Below are 25,958 nucleotides of genomic sequence, written 5' to 3' on the forward strand. Positions count from 1 at the left end.
CGCCTCTCCCGATTTCGCCAGAAAACCGTGAGGTGTGGCTGTGGACGAAGGCCGCAGGGCCGCCATCTACCGGGCGGTGTGGATTCCGACTATCCACCGACTCTAAGAATCAAAATCTCTCTCTAAGAGAATCTTTTCTTTATTGAATGGGAGCCAAGACCTGATGGAGAAGCGCAAGCTCGTCCGTGTCCTCGAGGGCGAAAGCGTCTCTCCCCCGCCGGTGTGGCTGATGCGGCAGGCCGGGCGGTATCTGCCGGAATATCGCGCCACCCGGGCTAAGGCCGGGGGCTTCCTCGATCTCTGCTACAACCCGGACCTTGCCACGGAAGTCACCCTGCAGCCGATCCGGCGCTTCGGCTTCGACGCGGCGATCCTGTTCTCCGACATCCTGGTGATCCCGGACGCGCTCGACCGCGGCCTGCACTTCGTCGAGGGAGAAGGCCCGAAGCTGACGCCGCTGCGCGTCGACGAGATCGAACGGCTGGACCCGTCCAACGCCGACACGCATCTCGCCCCTGTGATCGCCACGGTGGCGCGGCTGCGCGAGCAACTGCCCGAGGAGACGACGCTGATCGGCTTCTGCGGCGCGCCCTGGACGGTGGCGACCTACATGATCGCCGGGCACGGGACGCCCGACCAGGCGCCGGCGCGGCTGTTCGGCTACACCCATCCCGAGGCGATGGAGGCGCTCCTCGCCATGCTGGCCGAGATGAGCGCCGATTACCTGATCCGGCAGCTGCAGGCAGGCGCCGACTGCGTGCAGATCTTCGATTCCTGGGCTGGGGTGCTCGACGAGGCCTCGTTCGAGGCCTACGCCGTGAAGCCGGTGGCACGCATGGTTCAGAAGGTCCGCGCCGCCGTGCCCGGCGCCAAGATCATCGGCTTTGCCAAGGGCGCCGGCGCGCTGCTGTCGACCTATCGCCAGAAGACCGGCGTCGACGGGGTCGGGCTCGACTGGGCCGTGCCGCTGTCCTTTGCCAGGGAGCTGCAGAAGGATGGCGCGGTGCAGGGCAATCTCGATCCGCTGCGGCTGATCGCCGGCGGACGGGCGCTGGACGAGGGCGTCGACCGGATCCTCGAAAGCCTCGGCAGCGGCCCGCTGGTGTTCAATCTCGGCCACGGCATCACGCCGAACGCCCCGGTCGAGAATGTCGAGGCGCTGCTGCGTCGCATCCGCGGCTAGGTTCCTGGCGATGCGGCGGGGGCTTACGCCTTTCGCCGCGGCCGGGTTCGGTCTATGCCCTGCGGGAACAGCCGCCCGCCGCCCGAAGGAGCACATCCGATGAAGAACGCCGTGATCGCTCTCGCCATCACCGCCGCCGCCGTGGCGCTGGTCTTCCTGCTGATCCCCGGCGACTACAACAGCAGCGGCTACCTCTGGATGAAGTCGCTGCACATCATCGCGCTGATCGCCTGGATGGCCGGCACGCTGTATCTGCCGCGGCTGTTCGTCTACCACGCCGGGGTCGGACCGGGCACGCCGCAGTCGGAGACCTTCAAGGTCATGGAGCGGCGGCTTCTGAAGGCGATCATGAACCCGGCGATGATCGTCACCTGGGTGGCCGGCCTGTGGCTGGCGTTCAAGGGCGGCTGGTTCGTGGCGGACGGCAATGGCTGGCTGCACGCCAAGATCGTCCTGGTCGTTTTGATGTCCGGCCTGCACGGCTACTATTCGGCCTCGGTCCGGCGCTTCGCCAACGACGCCAACACCAGGACCGTCAAGCACTGGCGCATCATGAACGAGGTGCCGACGGTCCTGCTCATCCTGATCGTCATCCTCGTCGTGGTGAAGCCGTTCTGATGGCGCCGGTCGCGACAGGCCGGACCGGCGGTTCGAAATGAGCGGCGCGACCCCCGTCGCGATCGTCGTCATGGGTCCCTCCGGGGTTGGCAAGTCGACCACCGCCGAGGCCCTCGCGGCGGCGCTCGGCTGGCCCTTCGCCGAGGCCGACCAATTTCACCCGGAAGCCAACATCGCCAAGATGACGGCGGGCGTGCCGCTCGACGACGCCGACCGGGCGCCCTGGCTGGCCGCGATCCGCGACTGGATCGCCGGCCAGGCGGCGGAGGGCCGGTCGACGGTCCTCACCTGCTCGGCGCTGAAGCGCCGCTATCGCGACGTGCTGCGCGAATCGGGGGCACGGGTCCGGTTCGTCGAACTGACCGCCGATCCGGAGCTCGTTTCCGCGCGGCTGGCCCATCGAAGCGGCCACTACATGCCTGCATCGCTGCTGCAGTCGCAGTTCGCCGCGCTCGAGCCGCTGGGACCCGACGAGGACGGCGTGACGGTCGCGGTCGACGTGCCGCCGGCGGCGGTGGTCGCGCGGATCATCGCGGAACTGGGACTTCCGGCGGCCGGCTGACGCCGATCCCCCTTGCGCCGATGGCCGGCTCTGGCTATATCAAATTGTGAATGCAGCCTCATGAGAGGCGCGGGGCGCCGAGCGTGGCCCTCGTGTCGTTCCCGCCGAAGACCGTTCGCGTCAGAGGCCTTAAGCGTTTTTCCCCATCGCAGTCATCCCTCGGTCCCGGTCAAAGCCATCGGGGCAAGCCCCAAAGAGCATCCACCCGAATGAAGCTTCAGGACCTGAAGAACAAGAGCGCGCCGGAACTCATCGCGTTCGCCGAAGAAAATCACGTCGAGAACGCCTCGGTGCTGCGCAAGCAGGAATTGCTGTTCGCGATCCTGAAGCAGCTCGCCGCCGAGGAAGTGGAGATCGTCGGCGAAGGCGTCGTCGAGATCCTGCAGGACGGCTTTGCCTTCCTGCGCTCGCCGGAGGCCAACTACCTGCCGGGCCCGGACGACATCTACGTGTCGCCGTCGCAGATCCGCAAGTTCCAGCTGAAGACCGGCGACACGGTCGAGGGGCCGATCCGCAGCCCCAAGGAAGGCGAGCGGTATTTCGCGCTTCTCAAGGTCAACACGATCAATTTCGATGACCCGGAAAAGATCCGCTACAAGAGCCATTTCGACAATCTGACGCCGCTCTATCCGGACGAGCGCTTCAAGATGGAGCTCGAGGACCCGACCTCGAAGAAGGATCTGTCGGCGCGGGTCATCGACCTGGTCGCCCCGCTCGGCAAGGGCCAGCGCGGCCTGATCGTGGCGCCGCCGCGTACCGGCAAGACGGTGCTCCTGCAGAACATCGCCCATTCGATCACCGCCAACCATCCCGAGTGCTACCTCATCGTGCTGCTCATCGACGAGCGGCCGGAGGAAGTCACCGACATGCAGCGCTCGGTGAAGGGCGAGGTGGTATCCTCCACCTTCGACGAGCCCGCGACGCGCCACGTCGCCGTCGCCGAAATGGTCATCGAGAAGGCCAAGCGCCTCGTCGAGCATGGCCGCGACGTCGTCATCCTCCTGGATTCCATCACCCGCCTCGGCCGCGCCTACAACACCGTCGTGCCGTCCTCCGGCAAGGTGCTGACCGGCGGTGTCGATGCCAACGCGCTGCAGCGCCCGAAGCGCTTCTTCGGCGCGGCCCGAAACATCGAGGAAGGCGGCTCGCTGACGATCATCGCGACGGCCCTGATCGACACCGGCAGCCGCATGGACGAGGTGATCTTCGAGGAGTTCAAGGGCACCGGCAATTCCGAGATCGTGCTCGACCGCAAGGTCGCCGACAAGCGGATCTACCCGGCCATGGACATCCTCAAGTCCGGCACCCGGAAGGAAGACCTGCTGGTCCCGCGCCAGGAACTGCAGAAGATCTTCGTACTCCGCCGCATCCTCGCGCCGATGGGCACCACGGACGCGATCGAGTTCCTCAATGACAAGTTGAAGCAGACCAAGTCGAACGCGGACTTCTTCGACTCGATGAACACCTGAGGCGCAGGCTCGGTCCGATCGGCCGAATGCAGCACTGTTGATAGCCGCCCACGCGGGCGTGCAGTGAAGGGGCTCCTACGGGGCCCCTTTGCCGTTGGGAACGCTGGACTCCTCCCCAGGGCCGGAACATTCTCATGCCTCGCTCTCCATTCGAGGCACTGCGGTCATGGGCAACACACGCGAGATAGGGGAGCGGTGGGAGGATCAACCGATCCCTGCCGGGAGTCCGGTCGACTCTACTGCCGCGGAGCTTCGCGACGTCCTGGCGCAGCAGAAGGCGACGGCGGACGTCCTCAGGGTGATCAGCGGCTCGGCGTTCGATCTCGACGCGGTTCTCACCAGCCTCGTCGAATTGGCCATAGAGCTGTGCGAAGCGACGCGCGGCGTCATCTGGCTCAAACGCGGTGACGATCTCTATCTCGCGGCGCATGTGAACTACCCTCCGGGCTGGGTGGCTTTCGCTGAGACGCTTGCCCTCAAACCGTCCGCGGACGCCACGACCGTGTCCGGACTCGCTGCGTTCACCGGCGAGGTCGTCAATGTCGAAGACATCCTGACGGACCAGCGTTTCCGTACCCTCACGGGGCATCAGCTTGGCGACTACCGGGGCGGCCTGGCCGTGCCATTGAGGCAGGGCGGCACGGTGGTCGGGGTGATATCGCTTTCCCGACCCGAGGCGCGCGCGTTCACGGATCGGCAGGTTGCGCTGGTCCAGACATTCGCGGACCAGGCGGTGATCGCGATAGAAAACACTCGTTTGATCGCGGAACTGGAAGCGCGCAATCGCGATGTGCTGTCGCGCTACTTCTCACCGCGGCTGGCCGAGCGACTGGCAAACGGAACCGACGTGAAGCAACTCGCCGCCCGTCGCCGCGAGGTTTCCGTGCTGTTCACCGATCTCGCGGACTTCACCGCTCTGGTGGAACGGATCAGCCCCGAACTGCTGGCCGAGCTTCTGAACGAATATCTTGCGGGTATGACGGCGATCGTGTTCGAGCATGAGGGGACGGTCGCCAAGATCGTCGGAGATGCGCTGCACATCCTGTTCGGTGCCCCGGACGAGCAAGTCGATCACGGCGAGCGCGCGGTTCTTTGCGCGCTCGCTCTGGACGAGTTTTCGGAGAGGATGCGGAACACCTGGCGGGCAAGCGGCGTCGCGCTGGGCGTTACCCGCATCGGCATTCATTCGGGACCGGCGATCGTCGGGAATTTCGGTGGGCGGATCTTCGACTACTCCGCCTATGGCGACACGATAAATGTCGCGGCGCGGCTCGAGGCCGCAAACGCGCGGCTCGGCACACGCATCTGCGCGAGTTCCACCGTCGCGGAAGGCCAGTCGACGTTTCGGTGGCGCCCGGTCGGGGATCTCCTTCTGAAGGGCAAGACCCAGCCGCTGCGTGCCTACGAGCCGCTGGCGCCGGGTGACGACTTCGACGGCTACACTTCCGCCTTCGAGAGGCTGGTCGCCGGTGACCCCGGTGCCATGGGAGCGTTTGCCGCCGAGGTCGGCAATCGGCCGGAAGACCGGCTCTGCAGCTTCCATCTGCGGCGGCTCCTGAACGGCGAAGCCGGGCCGCTGATCCGACTGGATGCGTGAAGGCCGAAAGGTGAAGCTGCCCTCCAACCGTCGGATGCCGAGGCGCGTTGGCGCTTCCTGCCGCCTCGCCTCCGAAAGGTGCCGAACGCTTCTCAGCCTTATGTTTGACGTCGCCATCCTCGGCTGCGAAACCACCTGATGTCCACTGCGCGAGGTCCTATCCCATGCCACCAGACGTGACGGAAAACCGCCCGCCGGCGGTCCAGCGGGTCGAGGCCGCGGCCGAAGCGAAAGGCGTCAGGATCAAGGTCGTGACGACCGAAACGAGCGCCCGCTCCGCGGAAGAAGCAGCGCGAGCCGTCGGTGCGCAGGTCGGCCAGATCGTCAAGTCGCTGGTGTTCCGCGGCGTGGACAGCGGCGAGGCCTATCTCTTGCTGGTCTCGGGCGCCAACCGCGTCGACGAGGCCGCGATGGCCGCGCTGCTCGGCGAAGCGCTGGAGCGGCCGGACGCGGATTTCGTCCGCGCCGCCACCGGCTTTGCCATTGGCGGGGTCTCGCCGCTCGGCGGCTCCGCCCGGCTGCGGACGGTGATGGACGAGGATCTGTTCCGCTATGCGACGGTGTGGGCGGCGGCCGGCACGCCGCGCCACGTCTTCGAGGTGGTGCCGCTGCAGCTGCGCAGCGCCACCGGGGCGACGGTCGCGCCGGTCACCTGAGGCCGCAGGCGCGCCCGGAGCGCCGGGCGACCCGTCAGGGCTCGCCGAGCAGCCCGCGCAACGCCGCCGCGTCGTAGACCGGCGCGCGGCAGACACGATCCTCGCAGATATAGGCTGCCGGCAGGCGCGAGGGGTGGACCGCGGCGAGCGGCAGATTGGCGGGCAGCTTCTCCGGCGCGTCGGTGATCAGGTCGAGCCGGTCGAGGTCGACCCGGGCTCGGGCAAGGTCGGCCATCGCGACGAAGGCGGGATCGGCCTTGTCGCCGATGATGCACAATTCGCTGCCGCGGCTGAGCCGCCCCGCTGCGGCGATGATGCCGGGGGATCCGCCGGCGCCCTCGCCGAGACGGCCCGCAGCCAGCATCGCCGCCCGCTCCGCCCGTTCGGCGATCTCGATCGAGCCGGTCGCCTGGGCGAGCATCGACAGGCCCTCCACCACAACCGCCGTGCCGCCCGGCACCGCCTCGTCGTGATCGCCGCGCAGGCGGATCGGCACGTCGGTGGAATCCGACGGGTTGAGATAGTGCCCGCCGGTGCCGTCGGCGTGCCAGCGCTCCAGCTCGGCCGCCAGGAACGCGGCGCGATCGAGATAGGCGCTGTCGAGCGTCGTCGCGAACAGCGCGACCGCGGCCTGGATCAGCGTGCCGTAATCGGTCGACAGCGCGAGGCCGGCGGTGCGCCCGTCCCGGGCTGCATGCCGCAGCCGTTCGTCGACGACCATGTGCGTGGTGACGAAGGCGAAGGCGTCGCGGGCGAGGTCCAGCGCCAGGGCACTGCCCGTGGCGCGGGCGGCTTCCGCCAGCGCCCGGATCGCCATGCCGTTCCAGTCGGCCAGCACCTTGTCGTCGCGGGCCGGGCGGGTTCGTTCGGCGCGGGCTTCGAGCAGCCGGTTGCGGGCCTCGGCGAAATCTGGATCGGCGGACGTGGCGCCCGGATGCAGCCGGTGCAGGATCGACTTGCCCTCCCAGTTGCCGTCCGCCGTCACGCCATAGGCGCGCTTGAAGGCGGCGTCGGCGCCGCCGAGCACGTCGTCGATCTCCGTCTCGCTCCAGACGTAGAAGGCGCCCTCCTCCGGATGGCCGAGCGCATCGAGGTTGTCGGCATCGAGCGAGGCGGCGAGGCCACCGCCGTCGACCCGCATCTCGCGGGCGAGCCAGGCGACCGTCTCCTCGATGCGGGCGCGGAACAGCGCGTCGCCGGTGGCGCGGTACGCCCAGCTGAGATGGCGCAGGAACTGCGCGTTGTCGTAGAGCATCTTCTCGAAATGCGGCACCAGCCAGCGCTCGTCCGTGGCGTAGCGGTGCAGCCCGCCGCCGACATGGTCGTAGATGCCGCCCGAGGACAGCGAGCGCAGGGTGCGCAGGAACGCCTCGCCATGCGCCAGCGGCCCGCCCTCGAAGCTGGAGCGGGCGAGAACTTCCATATACGGCGCGTTGGGGAATTTCGGCGCGCCGCGGAAACCGCCGAGCACCGGATCGGCCAGCTGGATGATCCGCGCCGCGGCGGGGGCCACCGCCAGAGCCTCGAGCCGCCCGGCGTCGGCCGATGCGGAGAGGAAGCCGGACAGCCGGTCGAGGATGGATGTCGCGCTGCCGTCGAGCTCCTCGCGCCGGTCGCGCCAGGCGGTCGCCACGGCCTCCAGCAGCTGCACGAAGCCCGGCCGCCCGTGGCTGGCGCGCTTCGGGAAATAGGTGCCGCCGAAGAACGGCCGCCCGTCGGGGGTGAGGAACATGGTCATCGGCCAGCCGCCCTGCTCCCCCATCGCCTGCAGCGCCGTCATGTAGAGCTGGTCGATCTCCGGGCGCTCCTCGCGGTCGACCTTCACGTTCACGTAAAGCCGATTCATCACCGCAGCGACGTCCGGATCCTCGAAGCTCTCGTGCGCCATGACATGGCACCAGTGGCAGGCGGCATAGCCCACCGACAACAGGATCGGCCGGTCGGTGTCGCGCGCCTCGTCGAGCGCCGCGTCCGACCATTCCCACCAGTGCACCGGATTGTCCTTGTGCTGGATGAGATAGGGACTGACGGCATTGGCGAGGCGATTGCCGGTCTGGTCGGTCATGCATGTTCCCTTCGGGCGGTATCGCCTAAGGCTAACGCGCCGGCGGCAGCTTTCGAGGGCGAGGGCCGGCAATCCTTTTCCGTCGCGAGCCCGGCGCGCGGGTGGTAGAGCGTCGCATGGGTGCAGCGCCTGTCCCGCGACGCGGGTGCCCGAGAGCGCGGGGCGACGTGCCACCGCTCTGATCCCTGCTGCTTCGGAACCGCCATGTCTGACGATACCATCGCCGCCCTGTCTTCCGGTGCCCTGCCCTCCGGCATCGCGGTGGTCCGGGTCAGCGGCCCGGCCGCGCGCATGGCGATGACGCGGATCGCCGGCGCGGTGCCGCCGGCGCGGCAGGCGAGCCTGCGACGCTTCCGGGGGCCGGACGGCCGGTTGGTCGACCGTGGCATCGCCGTGTTCTTCGAGGGCCCCGGCAGCGTCACCGGCGAGGACCTTGCCGAGTTTCACCTGCATGGCGGCCGCGCCGTGGTTGCGGCGATGCTCGTAGCGCTGACGGCGCTCTCCGGCGTGCGGCTGGCGGTGCCCGGCGAGTTCACCCGCCGGGCCTTCGAGAATGGCCGGATAGACCTCACCGAGGCCGAAGGCCTGGCCGACCTCCTCGCGGCCGAGACCGAGGGCCAGCGACGGATGGCGGTGGCGCAGGCCGGCGGTGCGCTGCGGGCGGTCTACGAGGACTGGATGCGCCGGCTGACGCATGCGCGGGCGATGATCGAGGCATCGTTCGATTTCGCCGACGAGGGTGACGTGAGCGCCGACGTAGGCAAAGGCGTCGCGCCGGCGATAGGACAACTCGCCGACGACATGCGGGCGCATCTTGCCGGGGCCGCGCGCGGCGAGATCCTGCGCGAGGGCTACAAGGTGGCCATCGTCGGCGCGCCGAATGCCGGCAAGTCCAGCCTGCTCAACGCGCTTGCCGACCGGGAGGTGGCGATCGTCACGGACGTGCCGGGGACCACCCGCGACGTCATCGAGGTGACGCTCGACCTCGGCGGCATCCCGGTGCGCTTCTCGGACACCGCCGGGATCCGGGACACCAGCGACCTTGTGGAGGCGATCGGCGTCGAACGGGCCCGCGCGACGATGGCGAAGGCGGACCTCGTCCTGGCGCTGGTCGATCCGCATCAGCCCGACAGGGCTCTCGACCCGTTCGTGGAGCTGGCGACTCACGTGAAACACCCGGCCGCCGCTCCCGCGCTCGACGGCGACAGAACGTCACCTGTTGGGGCACCCCAGGTCCTGCTGGTCCGCACCAAGATCGATGTGCCGTCACCGGACGTCTCACGTGCGCCCGACAGCAACAGCGATTTTCGGTTCGACTTCGCCCTGTCCGCGCATAGCGGCGAAGGGCTGGGCGCGCTCGTCGAACGGATCGCCGCACTGGCGGCGGACGCGGCCGGGGATCCGGACGAGGCGGTGCCCCTGCGGGTCCGTCACAGCGAGCTGGTGGCGGATGCGCTGGCGATCGTCGAGGAGTATCTGGACGGTCCCGCCATGCCCGCTGAGGTCGCGGCCGAGACGCTGCGTCGGGCCGGCAATCGGCTGGGGGCGCTGACCGGGCAGGTCGGGGTCGAAGACCTGCTCGACGTCATCTTCTCGGAGTTCTGCATCGGCAAGTGAGGATTCACGTGAAACCGCTCGTCGACGACTCACGTGAAACGATCCTCGCTCGCTCACGCTTAGCGGCCCAACCGAAGCCCGCGTAACCGGCGGAACGTTGTTTCGACGCTTCAAGACGACTATAGGCTTTCGTCATCAGCATCCGCTCGTCCGGACCGCGACACCGGAGATATCGATGTCCCCTTCAACACCCGCAGCCACCCCTTCCGCGTGCGATGTCCTCGTCATCGGCGGCGGCCACGCCGGCTGCGAGGCGGCGAGCGCGGCGGCGCGGGCCGGGGCCGACACGCTGCTGGTCACGCACAGCTTCGACACGATCGGCGCGATGAGCTGCAACCCGGCGATCGGCGGCATCGGCAAGGGGCATCTGGTGCGCGAGATCGATGCGCTGGGCGGCCTGATGGGCCAGGTCGCGGATGCGGCCGGCATCCAGTTCCGCCTGCTCAACCGCAGCAAGGGGCCGGCCGTACGGGGCCCGCGGACCCAGGCGGACCGGCGGCTCTACCGGGAGGCCATGCAGGCGGCGATCGTGGCGCAGGCGGGGCTGACGGTGGTCGAGGCCGACGTCGCCGATCTCTCCCTCGACGGCGCCAACCGCGTCACCGGGGTAATCCTCGCCGATGGCCGCACCATTGCCTGTCGCGCCGTGGTGCTGACCACCGGGACCTTCCTTTCCGGGCTCATCCATATCGGTGACCGCAAGATCCCGGCCGGGCGCATGGGCGAGGATCCCTCGACCGGGCTTTCCGGCACGTTGCGCCGCCTTGGCCTGCGGCTCGGGCGGCTGAAGACCGGCACGCCGGCGCGGCTCGACGGGCGGACGGTCGACTGGGACGGCCTCGACCGCCAGAGCCCGGACGAGACGCCGGTGCCTTTTTCCTACCTGACGCGCGAGATCGCCAATCGGCAAATCGATTGCGGCATCACCCGCACGACGCCCGAAACGCACCGGATCATCCGCGACAATCTCGCGCGCTCGGCCCTCTATTCGGGCCAGATCGAGGGGGCCGGCCCGCGCTACTGCCCGTCCATCGAGGACAAGATCGTGAAGTTCGGCGAGCGCGACGGCCACCAGATTTTCCTCGAACCGGAGGGGCTCGACGACGACACGATCTATCCGAACGGGTTGTCCACTTCCCTTCCCGAGGACGTACAGGAAGCCTTCCTGCGTTCGATCCCGGGGCTCGAGCGGGTCGCGGTGCTGAAGCCCGGCTATGCGATCGAGTACGACCATGTCGATCCGCGCGAGCTGGACCGGCATCTCGCCGTGCGCTGCGCGGAGGGCCTGTACCTTGCCGGTCAGATCAACGGCACGACCGGCTACGAGGAGGCGGCGGCGCAGGGCCTCGTCGCCGGCCTCAACGCGGCGCGGCTCGCCGGTGGCTCCGAGCCGGTGTCGATCGGCCGGGCCGACGCCTATGTCGGCGTGATGATCGACGACCTGACGCGCACCGGCATCACCGAACCCTATCGCATGTTCACCTCGCGCGCCGAGTTCCGCCTGTCGCTGCGGGCCGACAATGCCGATCGCCGCCTGACGCCGCTCGGCCTATCGCTCGGGATCATCGACGCCGAACGGCGGCAGGTTTTCGAGGCGAGCGAGGCGGCGCTGTCGGCGGCGCGCGCCCGGCTCGAGGCGGCGACACTGACGCCGCCGGAGGCCGCGCGGCACGGGCTGGCGCTGAACCAGGATGGGCGCCGCCGCTCGGCATGGCAGCTGCTGTCGCAGCCGGAGATCGATCTCGATCGGCTCACACAGATCTGGCCGGACCTCGGCGCGATCGCGGGACCGCTGCGGGAGCGGATCGAGATCGAGGCCGGCTACGACGTCTATCTGGCGCGCCAGCGCCGCGACCAGGAGCGGCTGCGCCGCGACGAGAACCGGGCGATCCCGCCGACGCTGGATTTCAATGCCCTCGCCGGCCTCTCCAACGAGCTGCGCCAGAAGCTTTCGGCCCGGCGGCCTGCTTCCATCGCGGAGGCCGAGCGCATCGACGGCATGACGCCGGCAGCCCTGGCGATCATCCTTGTCGCCATCCGGCGCCGGGAGCTCGCCGATGCGGCCTGAGTCCGGGCTGAAGGCGCGGCCGAAGCGCCTGTCGAGCCATGAACTCGCCGCCGTCCTCGCCGAGGATCGCGGCCGCGTTCTCCAGACCGTCGCTGTTTCACGTGAAACGCTGGAGCGGCTCGACCGCTACGTGGCGCTGCTGGTGACCTGGCAGGCGCGCGTCAACCTCATTTCGCCCTCGACGCTGGGCGAGATCTGGACCCGTCACGTGGCGGACTCGCTGTCGCTGGAGCGGAGACTGCCGGCCTTCCGCCGCGCCGTCGATCTGGGTTCGGGCGCCGGTTTTCCGGGCCTGGTCATCGCGGCGGCGCGCGCCGAACAAGACGGCGTCGTCGATCTCGTTGAAAGCAATGCCAAGAAGGCGGCCTTCCTGCGGACCGTGCAGCGCGAGGCGGGGCTCGGCGGCACCGTCCACGCCGCCCGCATCGAGGATTGCGGCGCCGCGCTGGCCGCGGCCGAGATCGTCACCGCGAGGGCGCTGGCGCCGCTCGACGAGCTGCTGCGCCTCGTCGCGCCGCATATCGCCCCGACCGCGCGCTGCTTCTTCGCCAAGGGGCGAAGTCATGAACAGGAAATTAACGCCGCGACTGCCCATTGGCGATTCAGCATGGTAAAGCATGAATCGGAGCTCGAGGATGGTTCGGTCGTGCTCGAGATCGGTGACATCGCACCGCGCTGAGCGGTGCTGGGCCTCGACGAGGACGAGCGTCATGCGGATCGGGCACACGGGCGGGCTGGACCTGCGGAGCCGTTCGAGGACGTGCGAGGCGGAAACAGGCCGATGGACATGGTAGCCGGGCGGTCGATGCGGATCATCACCATAGCGAACCAGAAGGGCGGCGTCGGCAAGACGACGACGGCGATCAACCTCGCGACGGCGCTGGCAGCGATCGGCAAGCGCACGCTGCTGGTCGATCTCGACCCGCAGGGCAATGCCTCCACCGGCCTCGGCATCGAGAAGGACGACCGGGAAGTCTCTTCCTACGACGTGCTGATGGAGACCGCGTCGATCACCGAGGCGGTGATGCCGACGGCGGTGCCCAACCTCTCGGTGATCGCCTCGACCCTCGACCTGCTCGGTCTGGAGATGGAGATCGCCGGCGCCACCGGCCGCGCCTACCGGCTGCGCGACGCGCTGCATTTCCACCAGGTGGAAGCGCCGCTGTTCGACTTCGTGCTGGTCGACTGCCCACCCTCGCTCAACCTCCTGACGATCAACGCCATGGCTGCGGCGGACTCGATCCTGGTGCCGCTGCAATGCGAGTTCTTCGCGCTGGAGGGGCTCAGCCAGCTGCTGCAGACGGTCGAGCAGGTGCGCGACTCGCTCAACCCGACGCTCGACCTGCACGGAATCGTGCTGACCATGTATGACGGCCGCAACAATCTCGCCGCGCAGGTCGTCCGGGACGTGCGGGCCTACATGGGCGAGCATGTCTACGACACGATCATCCCGCGCAATGTCCGTGTGTCGGAAGCGCCATCCTTCGGCAAGCCGGCGATCCTCTACGACATGAAATGCTCGGGCAGCCAGGCCTACATCCGCCTCGCCTCGGAGATCATCCAGCGCGAACGGCGCCTGGTGGCGGCATGACCGCGAAGGCGTTGATTGGGACGGGACCGGGATACGACGGGGCGCTTTGCAGCATGAGCATGGGGACAGGGGCATGACCGAAGACAGATCGCGACAGCGGCTCGGCCGGGGCCTTGCCTCGCTGATCGGCACCGGTGCCGCCGCGCCCTCGCGCTCGGTGCCGGGCTTCGGGGCTCCCGAGCCGGCGATCCCCGCCGAGCGGCATGTCGGGATCGACAAGCTCGTCGCCAACCCGAACAATCCGCGCCGCCGCTTCGACGACGGGGAACTGCAGGATCTCGCCGCCTCAATCCGCAACCATGGCGTCGTGCAGCCGCTGCTGGTGCGGCCGATCTCCGGCGAAAGCGACCGGTTCGAGATCGTCGCCGGCGAGCGGCGCTGGCGGGCGGCCCGCCTCGCCGGCCTGTCGGAAGTCCCGGTCGTGCTGCGCGACATCGGCGACCGGCAGTCGCTGGAGATCGCCATCATCGAGAACGTCCAGCGTTCCGATCTCAACGCGGTCGAGGAAGCGCAGGCCTACGAGCAGCTGATCAGCGACCACGGCTATACCCAGTCCGACCTCGCCGACGTCCTCGGCAAGAGCCGCAGTCACGTCGCCAACACGCTGCGGCTGCTGAAGCTGCCGGACGAGGTGCGGGACATGGTGGTCTCCGGCACGCTCTCCGCCGGCGCGGCGCGTACGGTGGTCACCGCCGAGGATCCGCTGGCCGTGGCGCGCGAGATCGTCTCGCGCGGCCTCAGTGTCCGCGAGGCCGAAGACCTCGCCCGCGGGCCGGCGGCGGAGCCTGCCGCCAAGCCTGCGAAGCCCCGCCGCAAGGCGTCCGCTGCGGTGAAGACCGAAAAGGACGAGGACGCCCAGGCGCTGGAGCGGCTGCTGTCCGAGACGCTCGGCATGGCGGTGGAGATCGAGGTCGACGGCGAGGGCGGCTCGGTCCGTATTGCCTATGCCGATCTCGAACAGCTGGATGCGCTGTGCGGCCTGCTGCAGGCTCATGCCCGCAGCCGCCTGCAGAGCGGCGAGCCGCGGCTGCGCTCGCTCTAGGCTATCGCGATCCTGGGCCTGTCCCACGTGAAACAGCGCGGGGCGCCCTAGTTCCGGCGCGCCTTCAGCCGTGCCGCCTCGACGGCGACGTCGAGCAGCGTCCGCCGGGTGATGGTCAGCGCGAGTGCGCTTTCCTTGCGGCTCGCGAGGATGTCCGCCTCGATCCGGCGCAATGTCGGGGCGATGCGCTCCAGCGGCCAGGCGGCGAGCGCGACCTCCATCGCGTGGCGGCGACGGAAATGCGGCCGCCGCCGCTCGACGACCCGCCCGATCGGCTCCCCGCCGCGCTCCACCATCTCGCGCATCGCCTGCAGCTGCTGGAAATAGCGCAGCAGCCCCTGGTGCAGCTGGAAGGTCGCGGTACCGGCGGTGACCAGCCGGTCGACCAGATGCGGCAGGCGCCGCACCTCGCCGCTGGCGGTGGCGTCGATCGTCTCCTCCAGCGTGTCGGCGGAGACGTCGCCGACGATCGCCCGCACATCCTCCTCGACGACGCCCCGCGTGCCGAGTGCATAGAGGCAGAGCTTGCGCACCTCGCCGCGCGAGGCGAGCCGGTTGGCGCCCAGCCGGGAGCGCAGCTCGTCGCGCGCCGCCCGGTCGATGGTCAGGCCGCTGGCGGCGAATTCCTCGTCGATCATCTGGTCGAGGGCGCGGCCCTCGTCCTGGTAGCAGGGCAGCGCCATGGCGAAGCGGGCGCGCTCGACGCTGGTGCGCAGCGCCGCGTTCTTCTTCAGATCGCCCGCCTCGACGATCAGCACGGCGCCCTCAAGCTTCTCCTCCGCCAGCGTCGCGACGGCTTCCGCCAGCGCCTTGCCGGCCCCTGCCCCGCGCACGCGGATCAGACGCTTGCCGCCGAACAGCGACAGCGTCCGGGCCTCGTCGTAGAGCCGCCCGATATCCTTCTCGAGGTCGTCGGCCGACAGGCGCACCGCGGCGAACGGGTCGTCGGGGTCGACGCCGGACTGGGCAGCGATCTTGTCGGAGCGTTCGGAGACGAGGCCGGGATCAGGGCCGTAGAGGAGGATGACCGGGAAGGAGAAGTCCGGCCGCGACAGGAAGGCTTCGACCTCGCCGGCCTTTTTCTGCGCCATGTGCCGTCACCCGTCCCGATGTTCGGGCCGGGCTCCTGCCCGCCCCGCCGGCGCGTCCTGCCGAGCCGTCAGCTGCCCGCCGCTTCCAGCGCCCGGACGATCGGGATCTCCAGCTTGGCGGCGAGGTCGTCGGCCGCCTGCTCGCGCGCGTCGAGCAGCGCCCGCTGGCTCTGGAACTGCTGGCTGGTGCGGTCGAAGGGCACGGTCGAATTGCGTCGCTGCGTATCGATCACCTGGCCGTCCGAGAGCCGGACCAGCTGATACGACCCGTTCATCCGGTACAGCGACGAGGTCAGCACCCCGCCCGCCTCGATGGCGAGACCGGTTTCGGCGCCGCTGACCGTCAGGCGCACTTCGTAGAGCGGCTGGGTCACCTGGGCGCCCTGGTTGAGGCGCGACAGCAGGGCATTGCGGACGACTTGGTCGGTGCGGGTGTTGGCCTCCGAAATGGCGATCCGGCCGCGCAGCGACGCGAGGCGTCCCTCCGGCGCCAGGGCCGAGACGGTCGAAGCGTCGGTGCCGTAGAGCGGGCGCGCCGTGCAGCCGGGCAGCAGGATGGCGGCGACGGCCAGGCAGGCGAGCACGGCGCGGGGTCGAACCCGATCAGAGGACGACATTGACGATTCTCCCGGGGACGACGACGACGCGCTTGGGTGCATTGCCGGCAAGAGCGGAGCGGACGACCTCCAGATCCAGCGCGGCCTTCTCGATCTCAGGTTTGCCGGCGGTTGCGGCAATGGTCAAGTCGGCGCGCTTCTTGCCGTTGATCTGTACCGGCATCTGCACCGTGTCGTCCGTGAGCAGGGCTGGATCGACGTCCGGCCACGCGGTAGCCGCGGCAAAGCCGTCATGGCCGAGCACCCGCCAGCATTCCTCGGCCAGATGCGGCATCATCGGCGCGATCAGCCGAACCAGGATCGACAGCGCCTCGCTCGCCGCGGCGGCGAGGGCGCGGTCGTTGGCCGAAGCCAGTCCGCCAAAGGCGGCCGACAGCGTGTTGACCAGCTCGTAGATGCGGGCGACGGCCTTGTTGAAGGCAAGGCGCTCGATGTCGTCCCCTACGCCGGCCGCGGCGCGGTGCGCCGCCCGCCGGATCGCCAGCGCCGCCTCGCCGCCGCCGGTGCCGGCCGCACCGGCCCCCTCAACGTGCGGCGCCGCCTCGTTGACCAGCCGCCAGAGCCGCTGCACGAAGCGATGGGCGCCCTCGACGCCGGCCTCGGTCCAGATCACGTCGCGCTCCGGCGGCGAATCCGACAGCATGAACCAGCGGGCCGTGTCGGCGCCGTAGGAGGCGATGATGTCGTCGGGGTCGACGACGTTCTTCTTCGACTTCGACATCTTCTCGATACCGCCGATCATGAGCGGGGCGCCGTTCGACAGGCGCCGCGCGACCCGGCCTTCCTCGCCCTCGGTTATCACCACGTCGGCGGGAGGGACCCAGTCGCGGTCGCCTTCGCGATAGGTCTCGTGCACCACCATGCCCTGGGTGAACAGGCCCTTGAAGGGCTCGTCGAGGTCGAGATGGCCGCAAGCCCGCATCGCCCGGACGAAGAAGCGCGAATAGAGCAGATGCAGGATCGCGTGCTCGATGCCGCCGATATACTGGTCGACCGGCAGCCAGGCATTGGCGGCCTGCGGGTCGGTCGGCTCGTCGGCGTGCGGCGCGGTGAACCGCGCGAAATACCACGAGGAATCGACGAACGTGTCCATCGTGTCGGTCTCGCGCCGCGCCGGGCCGCCGCATTGCGGGCAGGTCGTGTCGCGCCAGGTCGGATGGCGGTCGAGCGGGTTGCCCGGCTTGTCGAAGTCGATGTCGTCCGGCAGCACGACCGGCAGGTTCTCGCGGGCCTCCGGAACGATGCCGCAGGCCTCGCAGTGCAGAATCGGGATCGGGCAGCCCCAGTAGCGCTGGCGCGAGATGCCCCAGTCGCGCAGGCGGAAATTGGTCTCGCGGCTGCCCCAGCCCTCGCGCTCGAAGACGGCCAGCGTCCGGTCCATGGCCTCCTGGCAGGTGAGGACCTCGCCGGTCTCGCCGACCCAGCGGACATATTTCACCGTCGCGGTCTTCGGCGGCACGAAGGCGACATCGCCGACGGTTTCCTCGCTGTCCAGCGGCACGAAGACGTCGAGGACCGGCAGGCCGTATTTGCTGGCAAAGTCGAGATCGCGCTGGTCATGGGCCGGGCAGCCGATGATGGCGCCGGTGCCGTAGTCCATCAGCACGAAATTCGCGATGTAGAGCGGCATCAGCCAGTCGGGGTCAGCCGGATGCGAAACCTTGATGCCGGTATCGAAGCCGAGCTTCTCGGCCGTGTCGATTTCCGCCTGCGTCGTGCCCAGCTTGCGGCAGCTCTCTACGAAGGCCGCTACCTCCGGCCGTTCAGCGGCGAGCGCGGCGGCCAGCGGATGGTCGGCGGCGATGGCGGCGAAGGTCGGGCCGAACATCGTGTCGGGCCGGGTGGTGAAGACCGGCAGCGTGTCGAAACCCTCCGGCGCGCCGACGAGGCCGAACGAGAACCGCAGGCCCTCCGATTTGCCGATCCAGTTCTTCTGCATCACCCGGACCTTTTCCGGCCAGCCCGGCAGATGGTCGAGCGCCGCCAGCAGGTCCTCGGCATAGTCGGTGATGCGGAAGAACCACTGCGTCAGTTCGCGCTGCTCGACCTCGGCGCCGGAGCGCCAGCCCTTGCCGTCGATCACCTGCTCGTTGGCGAGCACGGTCATGTCGACCGGGTCCCAGTTGACCTTGGACTTCTTGCGATAGGCGAGGCCCTTCGCCAGGAGGTCGAGGAACAGCATCTGCTGGCGGTGGTAGTACTCGACGTCGCAGGTGGCGAACTCGCGCGACCAGTCGAGCGACAGGCCCATCGACTTCAGCTGGCCGCGCATCGTCGCGATGTTCTGGTAGGTCCATTCGCGCGGATGCACCTTGTTCTGCATCGCAGCGTTCTCGGCCGGCATGCCGAAGGCGTCCCAGCCCATCGGATGCAGGACGTTGTAACCCCTGGCTCGCCGGTAGCGCGCCACGACGTCGCCCATCGCGTAGTTGCGCACGTGCCCCATGTGGATGCGCCCCGACGGATAGGGGAACATCTCGAGGACGTAGTATTTCTCGCCGGGGGCCTCGGTGCGCGTCTCGAAGAGCTTCGCCGCGTCCCAGGCTTTCTGCCAGCTTGGTTCGGCGGCGCGCGGATTGTAGCGTTCGGTGGTCATGCGAGGTTGGGGAGCCCTGTTCGTCGGAGGCCGACGTGATAAGTCGACGCTGACTTACCCCCATGTCGACGCTGCATTCAACATCGCCGTCGCCTGATTCTCCGCCGCAGGCGGCAAAAGCGCTGTTCCGCCGTCGACCGCGGCAGTCGGTCCCTGGCCGCGGCCGCTTCCACACCGCCGAAATATCCGGCGCTGCCGGGGTGGAACGGTTCCAGGACGCCGCAGGTTACCGGCAAGGAGATGCCGTCTTGCGAACGCGAGAGCCGCGGCAGGACCCTCCGCCCTTCGGTCGATCAACAGGACAGAGCACATGAGCGACAAGACCATCAAACCGTCCGCCGATGCGACCTTCGGCGATACGACGGTCTCGCGCGGGGCTGGCGGCGAGACGCACCAGCATGCCGGCGGCGACGTGCCGACGCTGACGACCAATGGCGGGATCCCCGTCGCCGACGATCAGAACTCGCTGAAGGCCGGCGAGCGCGGGCCGACGCTGATCGAGGACTTCCACTTCCGCGAGAAGATCTTCCACTTCGACCACGAACGCATTCCCGAGCGTGTCGTCCACGCGCGCGGCTTCGGCGTCCACGGCACGTTCGAGACCTACAAGTCGCTGGCCGACGTCACGAGCGCCGACATCTTCCAGCGCGCCGGCGAGAAGACCGACGTCTTCGTGCGCTTCTCGACGGTCGCGGGCAACAAGGGCTCGGCGGATCTCGCCCGCGACGTCCGCGGCTTCGCCGTGCGCTTCTATACCAAGGAAGGCAACTGGGACATCGTCGGCAACAACATCCCGGTGTTCTTCATCCAGGACGCGATCAAGTTCCCCGATCTCATCCATGCGGCCAAGCAGGAGCCCGACCGCGGCTTTCCGCAGGCGCAGACGGCGCACGACAATTTCTGGGATTTCATGTCGCTGATGCCGGAAGCCATGCACATGGCGATGTGGATCATGTCGGATCGCACCATCCCGCGCTCCTTCCGCTTCATGGAAGGCTTCGGCGTCCACACGTTCCGGCTGGTCAATGCCGAGGGCAAGTCGACCTTCGTGAAGTTCCACTGGAAGCCGACGGCGGGCCTGCAGAGCGTCGTCTGGAACGAGGCGCTGAAACTCAACGGCATGGATCCCGATTTCCATCGCCGCGATCTGTGGGACGCCATCCAGATGGGCGACTTCCCGGAGTGGGAACTCGGCTTCCAGATGTTCGACGAGGATTTCGCGGCGAAATTCCCGTTCGACGTGCTGGATGCCACCAAGATCATCCCGGAGGAGGAGGTGCCGGTCGTCCCGGTCGGAAAGATGACCCTCAACCGCACGGTGGAGAACTTCTTCTTCGAGACGGAGCAGGTGGCGTTCCAGACGAACAACATCGTACCGGGCGTCGACTTCACCAACGACCCGCTGCTGCAGGGGCGAAATTTCTCGTATCTCGACACCCAGCTGAAGCGTCTCGGCGGGCCGAACTTCACCCATATTCCGGTGAACGCACCGCGTTGTCCGTTCGGCAATTTCCAGCAGGACGGCCACATGGCGATGCGCAACCCGAAGGGACGGGCGAACTACGAGCCGAACTCCTGGGGGGGCGCGGCAGGCGGTCCGCGCGAGGATCCCAAGCGGGGCTATCAGAGCTTCCCCGAAGAAGTGTCGGGTCAGAAGCTGCGGGTCAGGGCAGAGCTCTTCGCCGACCATTACAGCCAGGCACGGCAGTTCTTCGTCAGTCAGACCGGCGTGGAGCAGACCCACATCGAGGACGCCTTCGTGTTCGAGCTTTCGAAGGTTGAAACCCCGGCGATCCGCGAGCGCGTGGTCTCGCATCTCGTCAACATCGACGAGGGACTGGCGCAGAAGGTCGCCGACGGGCTCGGCCTGGCAGCGCTCCCGGCCGCGGCGGATCCCGCGCGGCCGGTGATCCGCGACCTCGCCCCGTCGCCGAAACTGTCCATCGTCAAGAACGGTCCGGAGAGCTTCAAGGGACGCAAGCTCGGCATCCTGCTCGCCGACGGTGCCGACGCGGCGATCGTCGCCGATCTGGAAAAGGCCGCAGCCGGGGTCGGCGCGCAGCTCGAGTTCGTGGCGCCGAAGATCGGTGGCGTCACGCTCAGCGACGGGTCGACGCGCGAACCAAAGCAGAAGGTCAATGGCGGCCCGTCGGTGCTCTACGACGCCGTCGCCATCGTCCTGTCGGCGGAGGGGGCGACGCTTCTGGGCAAGGAGGCGACAGCGAAGGACTTCGTCTCGGACGCCTTCGCGCACGCCAAGTTCATCGCCTTCACGGCGGCGGCCAAGCCACTTCTCGACAAGGCCGGCGTCGAACAAGACCAGGGCGTCGTCGAACTGAAGCCGGGCGGCGCGCCAGATTTCCTGAAAGCTTGCGGCGCGCTGCGGTTCTGGGCGCGGGAGGAAAAGCTTCACGCCGTCTGAACGACGTCGAAATCAGGCCATCCGCATCGTGCCTGCGCCGCCATGGCGCAGGCACGATGCCGTTCGCGACCGTGGCGGGCTGCATCGTTCGAGCGGATTTGACCGATCGCGTCCTGCCGGCCGGTCATGTAGGACGAGGCCGATCGATGGGTAAGGAGCCTAGCAGGATGAGCGAGAACGAAGCGGTGGCGGGACTGGCGCTGGTTCGCGCGCGAATTGGCGAGGCCGAGAAGCAGGCGGGGCGCCCTGCCGGCTCTGTCCTTCTCGTCGCCGTGTCGAAGACCCACGAGGCGGCCACGATCCGCTCGGTGATCGAAGCGGGGCAGCGTGTTTTCGGCGAGAACAAGGTGCAGGAGGCGAAGGCCAAGTGGCCGGCGCTGCGCGGAGACCATCCGGAGATCGAACTGCGGTTGATCGGGCCGCTGCAGTCCAACAAGGCGGGCGAGGCGGTGGCGTTGTTCGACGTCATCGAGACGGTCGACCGCGAGAAGATCGCCCGCGAGCTCGGCAAGGAGATGGAGAAGCAGGGCCGCCGCCCCCGCCTCTACGTCCAGGTCAATACCGGCGAGGAGGCTCAGAAGGCGGGCATCGCGCCGGGCGAGGCGGTGGCCTTCGTCGAGCGCTGCCGCAGCGAATACGGGCTGTCGATCGAGGGTCTGATGTGCATCCCGCCAGCTGACGAGAACCCCGGGCCGCATTTCGCCCTGCTGGAGAAGCTGGCCCGTCAGGCAGGGCTGTCGAAGCTCTCGATGGGCATGTCCGGCGACTACGAGACGGCGATCGGCTTCGGCGCTACCTCCGTGCGGGTCGGCTCGGCGATCTTCGGGGCGCGCGAAACGCACTGAGCGGAAGCTGCCGGCTGCCGTTCCCGGTGCCGCAGCAACAATAGGAGCGGGTTCCCGGTATTCGCGGAACCCAAAACCTGCCTCGCGGCTTCCTTGGGGGGCATCGGCCCCGGTCGAGAGGGGTTTTCATGCAGGTTCCAGAACGCGATGCCGAATTCGCCCGGCGGACGCTGATCGCCGCCGGGATCGTCATCGCGCTGGTGGCGGGACTGGCGCTCCTTTGGATGGCCTCCGACGCGATCTTCCTCATCTTCGCCGGCCTGCTGCTCGCATCGGTGTTCACGGGCCTCGCCTCGCTGCTGCACAGGGTGGGCCTGCCGAAGAAGGCCGGCCTGGTCGTGGTCATCCTGCTGCTGCTCGGATCGATTGCTGGCGGCTTCACCTGGGGCGGCATCACCATCGTCCAGCAATTCAGCGACCTGACCAACCTCGTCGAGGAGCAGCTGGGCCGCCTGCCGGCGCTGTTCGATGAACTCGATCTTCCGGCGGGCGACACCAACGCCGAAGAAAGCGTGCGCGATTTTCTGCCGGACCCGAGCCGCGTCGTCTCATCGGCCGTATCGATCGTCGGCAGCCTTGGCAACGCGTTCATCGCGCTGTTCATCGCGATCTTCATTTCCTGGCAGCCGGGCCTCTATCGCCGCGGCACGGTCAGCCTGTTTCCTCAGGCCAAGCGCCCGCGCATCGACGCGACGCTGAACAAGAGTGCGCGAACGCTGACGCTGTGGCTGGCGGGCCAGGCGATCTCGATGGCGACGATCTTCGTCGTCACGCTGATCGCGCTTTGGGTCATCGGGATGCCGAACGCCTTCCTCCTGGCGCTGCAGGCGGGCCTCCTCGCCTTCGTCCCGACCATCGGACCGTTCGTCGCCGGCGTCGTCATCGTGCTCGCAGGCTTTGCCGAGAGCACCGAGATGGCGCTCTACGGCCTCGGGGCCTACATCCTCATCCAGGGCGTCGAGAGCAACGTCACCCAGCCGCTGGCGCAGCGTTTCACCTCGTCCCTGCCGCCGGCCCTGACGCTCGGCGCGCAGCTGGTCATGGGCGTCCTTTTCGGCATGGCCGGGCTGATTCTCGCCGTCCCGATGGTGGCGGTGCTGAAGACGCTGGTCGACGAGCTCTACGTCAAGGATACGCTCGGCGGACCCTACCGGAAGGACGACCCGATGGCGGCGCTGACCGACACGAGCAGGTCGTAGCTTCTCCGGGCCGCCTTCCCCCCATCACCCCTCGATCACTGAAAGGCACTTCCATGGGTTTCACCAGCTTCAGCCCGCTCGGCGTCGTCATCGCCGCCCTCCTCGCCTTCGGCTTCGGATTTGCCTGGCATCGGGCAGTCGAGAAGCCGTGGATGACGGCCAGCGGCTATGGCGGCCGCCCGGCCCTGAAGCCCGGGCCGCTGGCCATCGTCTTTCTCGCCGAGCTGGTGATGGCCGGCGCGCTGGCCGGGATCGTCGGCCATATCGGCCCCGTGACCGTCGGCAACGCCCTGATCACCGGCGTCCTCATCTGGGCCGGCTTCGTGCTGACGACGATCGTCGTCGATCATTCCTACGAGGCTCGGTCGCGCAAGCTGACCTATCTCAATGCCGGGCACTGGCTGGGCGTCATCGTCATCATGAGCGTGGTGATCGGCCTGGTGGGCTGAGGCCTGGGGCGCTGGCAGCGCCCACAACGCCTTTCGACGGGCAGACCCGGGGCGCTCTGACACGAGGTGTCCCAGGCGACGGCCGCCGAGGACCCGCGCGCTCAACGGGCAGCGGCGCAGGTGCGGATTGATCCGGCCCCATGTCGTCTCCCGCGAAAGTATAACACCCGCGAACTGGACCCCCGGCGGCCTTCTCAACTAAGTTGCGCGCCAGAATGCCGGCTTCGACCGGCGCGCGACGGGAGGCACGGGAATGACGACGATCCACGTCAAGGACGAGTGGAAGGCGGGCGCCAAGCTCACGGCGGACGACTATCGCAACTGGTACCGCCGCAGCGTCGAGGACCCGGAGGGCTTCTGGGCCGAGCACGGAAAGCGCGTCGACTGGATCAAGCCCTACAGCAAGGTCAAGAACACCTCCTTCGCGCCCGGCAATGTCGACATCCGCTGGTTCGAGGACGGCACGCTGAACGTCTCGGCGAACTGCCTCGACCGGCATCTGGCGACGCGCGGCGAGCAGACGGCGATCCTCTGGGAAGGGGACGATCCGGCCGACAGCCGCGCGATCAGCTACTGCGAGCTGCACGGCGAGGTCTGCCGGATGGCCAACGTGCTGCTCGCCAACGGCGTCAAGAAGGGCGATCGCGTCACCATCTACATGCCGATGATCCCGGAGGCGGCGGTCGCGATGCTGGCATCGGCGCGGATCGGCGCAGTGCATTCGGTGGTGTTCGGCGGCTTCTCGCCCGACGCGCTGGCCGGCCGGCTGGAAGGCGCGCAGTCGTCGTTGCTGATCACCGCCGACGAGGGCCTGCGCGGCGGCCGCAAGGTGCCGCTGAAGAAGAATGCCGACCGCGCCTGCGAGATCGCCGCCAAGGCCGGCCAGGAGGTGGCGACGGTGCTGGTGGTGCGGCGCACCGGCGGCGAGGTCGCCTGGCAGGACGGCCGCGACGTCTGGTGGCACGAGGCGCGCGAGGAGGTCTCCGCCGACTGCCCGCCGGCCGAGATGGCCGCCGAGGATCCGCTGTTCATCCTCTACACGTCAGGTTCCACGGGCAAGCCGAAGGGCGTGCTGCACACCTCGGGCGGCTATCTCGTCTACGCCTCGATGACGCACGAATACGTCTTCGACTACCACGAGGGCGACATCTACTGGTGCACGGCGGATGTCGGCTGGGTGACCGGCCACAGCTACATCGTCTACGGCCCGCTCGCCAACGGCGCGACGACGCTGATGTTCGAGGGCGTGCCGAACTATCCGGACGCGTCGCGCTTCTGGCAGGTGGTGGACAAGCACAAGGTCAACATCTTCTACACCGCCCCGACGGCGATCCGCGCCCTGATGGGCGCCGGCGACGACAAGGTGACGTCGACCTCGCGCGCCAGCCTCAGGGTGCTCGGCTCGGTCGGCGAGCCGATCAATCCGGAAGCCTGGAACTGGTACTACCGGGTGGTTGGCGACGAGCGCTGCCCGGTGGTCGACACCTGGTGGCAGACCGAGACCGGCGGCATCCTGATCACCCCGCTGCCCGGCGCCATCGACCTGAAGCCCGGCTCGGCGACGCTGCCGTTCTTCGGCGTCCAGCCGCAGCTGGTCGACAACGAGGGCGAGGTGATCGAGGGCGAGGGCGCCGGCAATCTCTGCATCACCGATTCCTGGCCGGGCCAGATGCGCACCGTCTATGGCGACCACGAGCGCTTCGAGCAGACCTATTTCTCGACCTACCGGGGCAAGTACTTCACCGGCGACGGCGCCCGCCGCGATGCTGACGGCTACTGGTGGATCACCGGCCGCGTCGACGACGTGCTCAACGTCTCCGGCCACCGCATGGGCACGGCGGAGGTGGAATCGGCGCTGGTCTCGCATCCCAAGGTGTCGGAAGCCGCCGTGGTCGGCTATCCGCACGACCTCAAGGGCCAGGGCATCTACTGCTACGTGACGCTGATGGAGGGCGAGAGCGAGAGCGAGGAACTGCGCAAGGAGCTCGTCGCGCATGTCCGCAACGAGATCGGGCCGATCGCCTCGCCGGACAAGATCCAGTTCGCGCCGGGCCTGCCGAAGACCCGGTCCGGCAAGATCATGCGCCGGATCCTGCGCAAGATCGCCGAGGACGATTTCGGCGCGCTGGGTGACACCTCGACGCTGGCCGATCCCGGCGTCGTCGACGATCTCGTCGAGCACCGGCAGAACCGCAAGGGGTGAGGCGGCCGCCGCTGTCGGTGTTGACTGCGCCGGCGGCGGCTAAGACGGGCGTTTAAGGCTCCACCGCC

Annotated in this window: 20 protein-coding genes; 16 read left to right on the plus strand and 4 right to left on the minus strand. The window is 68.4% G+C overall.

Features of this window, described 5'->3' with window-relative positions; genetic code table 11:
• Positions 1-163: 163 nt before the first annotated feature.
• The 6 genes from hemE (at position 164) to LXB15_RS19460 (ending at position 6,085) form a co-directional block, all read left to right on the plus strand.
• Positions 164-1,183, plus strand: coding sequence for a uroporphyrinogen decarboxylase (gene hemE, locus LXB15_RS19435; protein WP_233950004.1), 1,020 nt, complete (start codon positions 164-166; stop codon positions 1,181-1,183).
• A 99-nt stretch (positions 1,184-1,282) separates the two neighbouring features.
• The gene (gene hemJ, locus LXB15_RS19440) at positions 1,283-1,801 is read left to right on the plus strand and encodes a protoporphyrinogen oxidase HemJ (protein WP_233950005.1); all 519 of its coding nucleotides are present in this window, start codon (positions 1,283-1,285) and stop codon (positions 1,799-1,801) included.
• Positions 1,802-1,838: 37 nt separating this feature from the next.
• On the plus strand, positions 1,839-2,363 hold the full coding sequence (locus LXB15_RS19445; RefSeq protein WP_233950006.1) for a gluconokinase: 525 nt from the start codon (positions 1,839-1,841) through the stop codon (positions 2,361-2,363).
• 209 nt (positions 2,364-2,572) lie between these two features.
• On the plus strand, positions 2,573-3,832 hold the full coding sequence (rho, locus tag LXB15_RS19450) for a transcription termination factor Rho (RefSeq protein ID WP_233950007.1): 1,260 nt from the start codon (positions 2,573-2,575) through the stop codon (positions 3,830-3,832).
• Between the two features lie 166 nt (positions 3,833-3,998).
• Positions 3,999-5,429 carry an adenylate/guanylate cyclase domain-containing protein gene (locus LXB15_RS19455; RefSeq protein WP_233950008.1) on the plus strand — a complete coding sequence of 477 codons (1,431 nt, stop codon included), beginning with the start codon at positions 3,999-4,001 and terminating at the stop codon, positions 5,427-5,429.
• 251 nt (positions 5,430-5,680) lie between these two features.
• Positions 5,681-6,085, plus strand: a complete 405-nt coding sequence (locus LXB15_RS19460) for a YbaK/EbsC family protein (RefSeq protein ID WP_233950009.1) — start codon at positions 5,681-5,683, stop codon at positions 6,083-6,085.
• Between the two features lie 34 nt (positions 6,086-6,119).
• Here the strand turns inward: LXB15_RS19460 and LXB15_RS19465 are convergent, their stop codons facing one another.
• Positions 6,120-8,150 carry a thioredoxin domain-containing protein gene (locus LXB15_RS19465; protein ID WP_233950010.1) on the minus strand — a complete coding sequence of 677 codons (2,031 nt, stop codon included), beginning with the start codon at positions 8,148-8,150 and terminating at the stop codon, positions 6,120-6,122.
• Positions 8,151-8,354: 204 nt separating this feature from the next.
• Here LXB15_RS19465 and mnmE point away from each other — a divergent pair, with 204 nt between their 5' ends.
• The 5 genes from mnmE to LXB15_RS19490 all read left to right on the plus strand — a co-directional run bounded on the left by mnmE (position 8,355) and on the right by LXB15_RS19490 (position 14,468).
• Complete coding sequence (gene mnmE, locus LXB15_RS19470; protein WP_233950011.1) at positions 8,355-9,767, plus strand: tRNA uridine-5-carboxymethylaminomethyl(34) synthesis GTPase MnmE; 1,413 nt, start codon at positions 8,355-8,357, stop codon at positions 9,765-9,767.
• A 175-nt stretch (positions 9,768-9,942) separates the two neighbouring features.
• Positions 9,943-11,835, plus strand: coding sequence for a tRNA uridine-5-carboxymethylaminomethyl(34) synthesis enzyme MnmG (mnmG, locus tag LXB15_RS19475; RefSeq protein WP_233953257.1), 1,893 nt, complete (start codon positions 9,943-9,945; stop codon positions 11,833-11,835).
• Positions 11,825-12,514: a 16S rRNA (guanine(527)-N(7))-methyltransferase RsmG gene (rsmG, locus tag LXB15_RS19480; RefSeq protein WP_233950012.1), complete on the plus strand. Its 690-nt coding sequence runs from the start codon at positions 11,825-11,827 to the stop codon at positions 12,512-12,514. Before mnmG ends, rsmG begins: the two co-directional genes overlap by 11 nt.
• Positions 12,515-12,640: 126 nt before the next feature.
• Positions 12,641-13,426 (plus strand): ParA family protein, encoded by a 786-nt coding sequence (locus LXB15_RS19485; RefSeq protein WP_233953258.1) that lies wholly within the window; start codon positions 12,641-12,643, stop codon positions 13,424-13,426.
• Between the two features lie 73 nt (positions 13,427-13,499).
• On the plus strand, positions 13,500-14,468 hold the full coding sequence (locus tag LXB15_RS19490) for a ParB/RepB/Spo0J family partition protein (protein WP_233950013.1): 969 nt from the start codon (positions 13,500-13,502) through the stop codon (positions 14,466-14,468).
• 47 nt (positions 14,469-14,515) lie between these two features.
• On the opposite strand, the gene holA is transcribed toward LXB15_RS19490, so the two are convergent.
• The 3 genes from holA to leuS all read right to left on the minus strand — a co-directional run bounded on the left by holA (position 14,516) and on the right by leuS (position 18,772).
• Entirely contained in the window at positions 14,516-15,559 is a 1,044-nt protein-coding gene (gene holA / locus LXB15_RS19495) for a DNA polymerase III subunit delta (RefSeq protein ID WP_233950014.1), read from the minus strand.
• Between the two features lie 68 nt (positions 15,560-15,627).
• Positions 15,628-16,176, minus strand: coding sequence for a hypothetical protein (locus LXB15_RS19500; RefSeq protein WP_233950015.1), 549 nt, complete (start codon positions 16,174-16,176; stop codon positions 15,628-15,630).
• Complete coding sequence (gene leuS / locus LXB15_RS19505; RefSeq protein ID WP_233950016.1) at positions 16,163-18,772, minus strand: leucine--tRNA ligase; 2,610 nt, start codon at positions 18,770-18,772, stop codon at positions 16,163-16,165. Before leuS ends, LXB15_RS19500 begins: the two co-directional genes overlap by 14 nt.
• 310 nt (positions 18,773-19,082) lie before the next feature.
• Between leuS and LXB15_RS19510 the strand changes: the two genes are divergently transcribed.
• The 5 genes from LXB15_RS19510 to acs all read left to right on the plus strand — a co-directional run bounded on the left by LXB15_RS19510 (position 19,083) and on the right by acs (position 25,890).
• On the plus strand, positions 19,083-21,194 hold the full coding sequence (locus LXB15_RS19510) for a catalase (protein WP_233950017.1): 2,112 nt from the start codon (positions 19,083-19,085) through the stop codon (positions 21,192-21,194).
• 167 nt (positions 21,195-21,361) lie between these two features.
• The gene (locus LXB15_RS19515; protein ID WP_233950018.1) at positions 21,362-22,039 is read left to right on the plus strand and encodes a YggS family pyridoxal phosphate-dependent enzyme; all 678 of its coding nucleotides are present in this window, start codon (positions 21,362-21,364) and stop codon (positions 22,037-22,039) included.
• A 128-nt stretch (positions 22,040-22,167) separates the two neighbouring features.
• Positions 22,168-23,238 (plus strand): AI-2E family transporter, encoded by a 1,071-nt coding sequence (locus LXB15_RS19520; protein WP_233950019.1) that lies wholly within the window; start codon positions 22,168-22,170, stop codon positions 23,236-23,238.
• A 53-nt stretch (positions 23,239-23,291) separates the two neighbouring features.
• Positions 23,292-23,687, plus strand: coding sequence for a DUF1761 domain-containing protein (locus LXB15_RS19525; RefSeq protein ID WP_233950020.1), 396 nt, complete (start codon positions 23,292-23,294; stop codon positions 23,685-23,687).
• Between the two features lie 253 nt (positions 23,688-23,940).
• A complete protein-coding gene (acs, locus tag LXB15_RS19530; RefSeq protein ID WP_233950021.1) occupies positions 23,941-25,890 on the plus strand; it encodes an acetate--CoA ligase in 1,950 nt (649 codons plus the stop codon).
• Positions 25,891-25,958: the final 68 nt, after the last annotated feature.

The organism is Aurantimonas sp. HBX-1, from assembly GCF_021391535.1.
GTDB lineage: Bacteria > Pseudomonadota > Alphaproteobacteria > Rhizobiales > Rhizobiaceae > Aurantimonas.

Bases quoted from the DNA above. Each gene is read 5' to 3' on its own strand.
- hemE (WP_233950004.1), top strand. From the start codon at position 164: ATGGAGAAGCGCAAGCTCGTCCGTGTCCTCGAGGGCGAAAGCGTCTCT.
- hemJ (WP_233950005.1), top strand. From the start codon at position 1,283: ATGAAGAACGCCGTGATCGCTCTCGCCATCACCGCCGCCGCCGTGGCG.
- LXB15_RS19445 (WP_233950006.1), top strand. From the start codon at position 1,839: ATGAGCGGCGCGACCCCCGTCGCGATCGTCGTCATGGGTCCCTCCGGG.
- rho (WP_233950007.1), top strand. From the start codon at position 2,573: ATGAAGCTTCAGGACCTGAAGAACAAGAGCGCGCCGGAACTCATCGCG.
- LXB15_RS19455 (WP_233950008.1), top strand. From the start codon at position 3,999: ATGGGCAACACACGCGAGATAGGGGAGCGGTGGGAGGATCAACCGATC.
- LXB15_RS19465 (WP_233950010.1), bottom strand. From the start codon at position 8,150: ATGACCGACCAGACCGGCAATCGCCTCGCCAATGCCGTCAGTCCCTAT.
- mnmE (WP_233950011.1), top strand. From the start codon at position 8,355: ATGTCTGACGATACCATCGCCGCCCTGTCTTCCGGTGCCCTGCCCTCC.
- mnmG (WP_233953257.1), top strand. From the start codon at position 9,943: ATGTCCCCTTCAACACCCGCAGCCACCCCTTCCGCGTGCGATGTCCTC.
- rsmG (WP_233950012.1), top strand. From the start codon at position 11,825: ATGCGGCCTGAGTCCGGGCTGAAGGCGCGGCCGAAGCGCCTGTCGAGC.
- LXB15_RS19485 (WP_233953258.1), top strand. From the start codon at position 12,641: ATGCGGATCATCACCATAGCGAACCAGAAGGGCGGCGTCGGCAAGACG.
- LXB15_RS19490 (WP_233950013.1), top strand. From the start codon at position 13,500: ATGACCGAAGACAGATCGCGACAGCGGCTCGGCCGGGGCCTTGCCTCG.
- holA (WP_233950014.1), bottom strand. From the start codon at position 15,559: ATGGCGCAGAAAAAGGCCGGCGAGGTCGAAGCCTTCCTGTCGCGGCCG.
- LXB15_RS19500 (WP_233950015.1), bottom strand. From the start codon at position 16,176: ATGTCGTCCTCTGATCGGGTTCGACCCCGCGCCGTGCTCGCCTGCCTG.
- leuS (WP_233950016.1), bottom strand. From the start codon at position 18,772: ATGACCACCGAACGCTACAATCCGCGCGCCGCCGAACCAAGCTGGCAG.
- LXB15_RS19510 (WP_233950017.1), top strand. From the start codon at position 19,083: ATGAGCGACAAGACCATCAAACCGTCCGCCGATGCGACCTTCGGCGAT.
- LXB15_RS19515 (WP_233950018.1), top strand. From the start codon at position 21,362: ATGAGCGAGAACGAAGCGGTGGCGGGACTGGCGCTGGTTCGCGCGCGA.
- LXB15_RS19520 (WP_233950019.1), top strand. From the start codon at position 22,168: ATGCAGGTTCCAGAACGCGATGCCGAATTCGCCCGGCGGACGCTGATC.
- LXB15_RS19525 (WP_233950020.1), top strand. From the start codon at position 23,292: ATGGGTTTCACCAGCTTCAGCCCGCTCGGCGTCGTCATCGCCGCCCTC.
- acs (WP_233950021.1), top strand. From the start codon at position 23,941: ATGACGACGATCCACGTCAAGGACGAGTGGAAGGCGGGCGCCAAGCTC.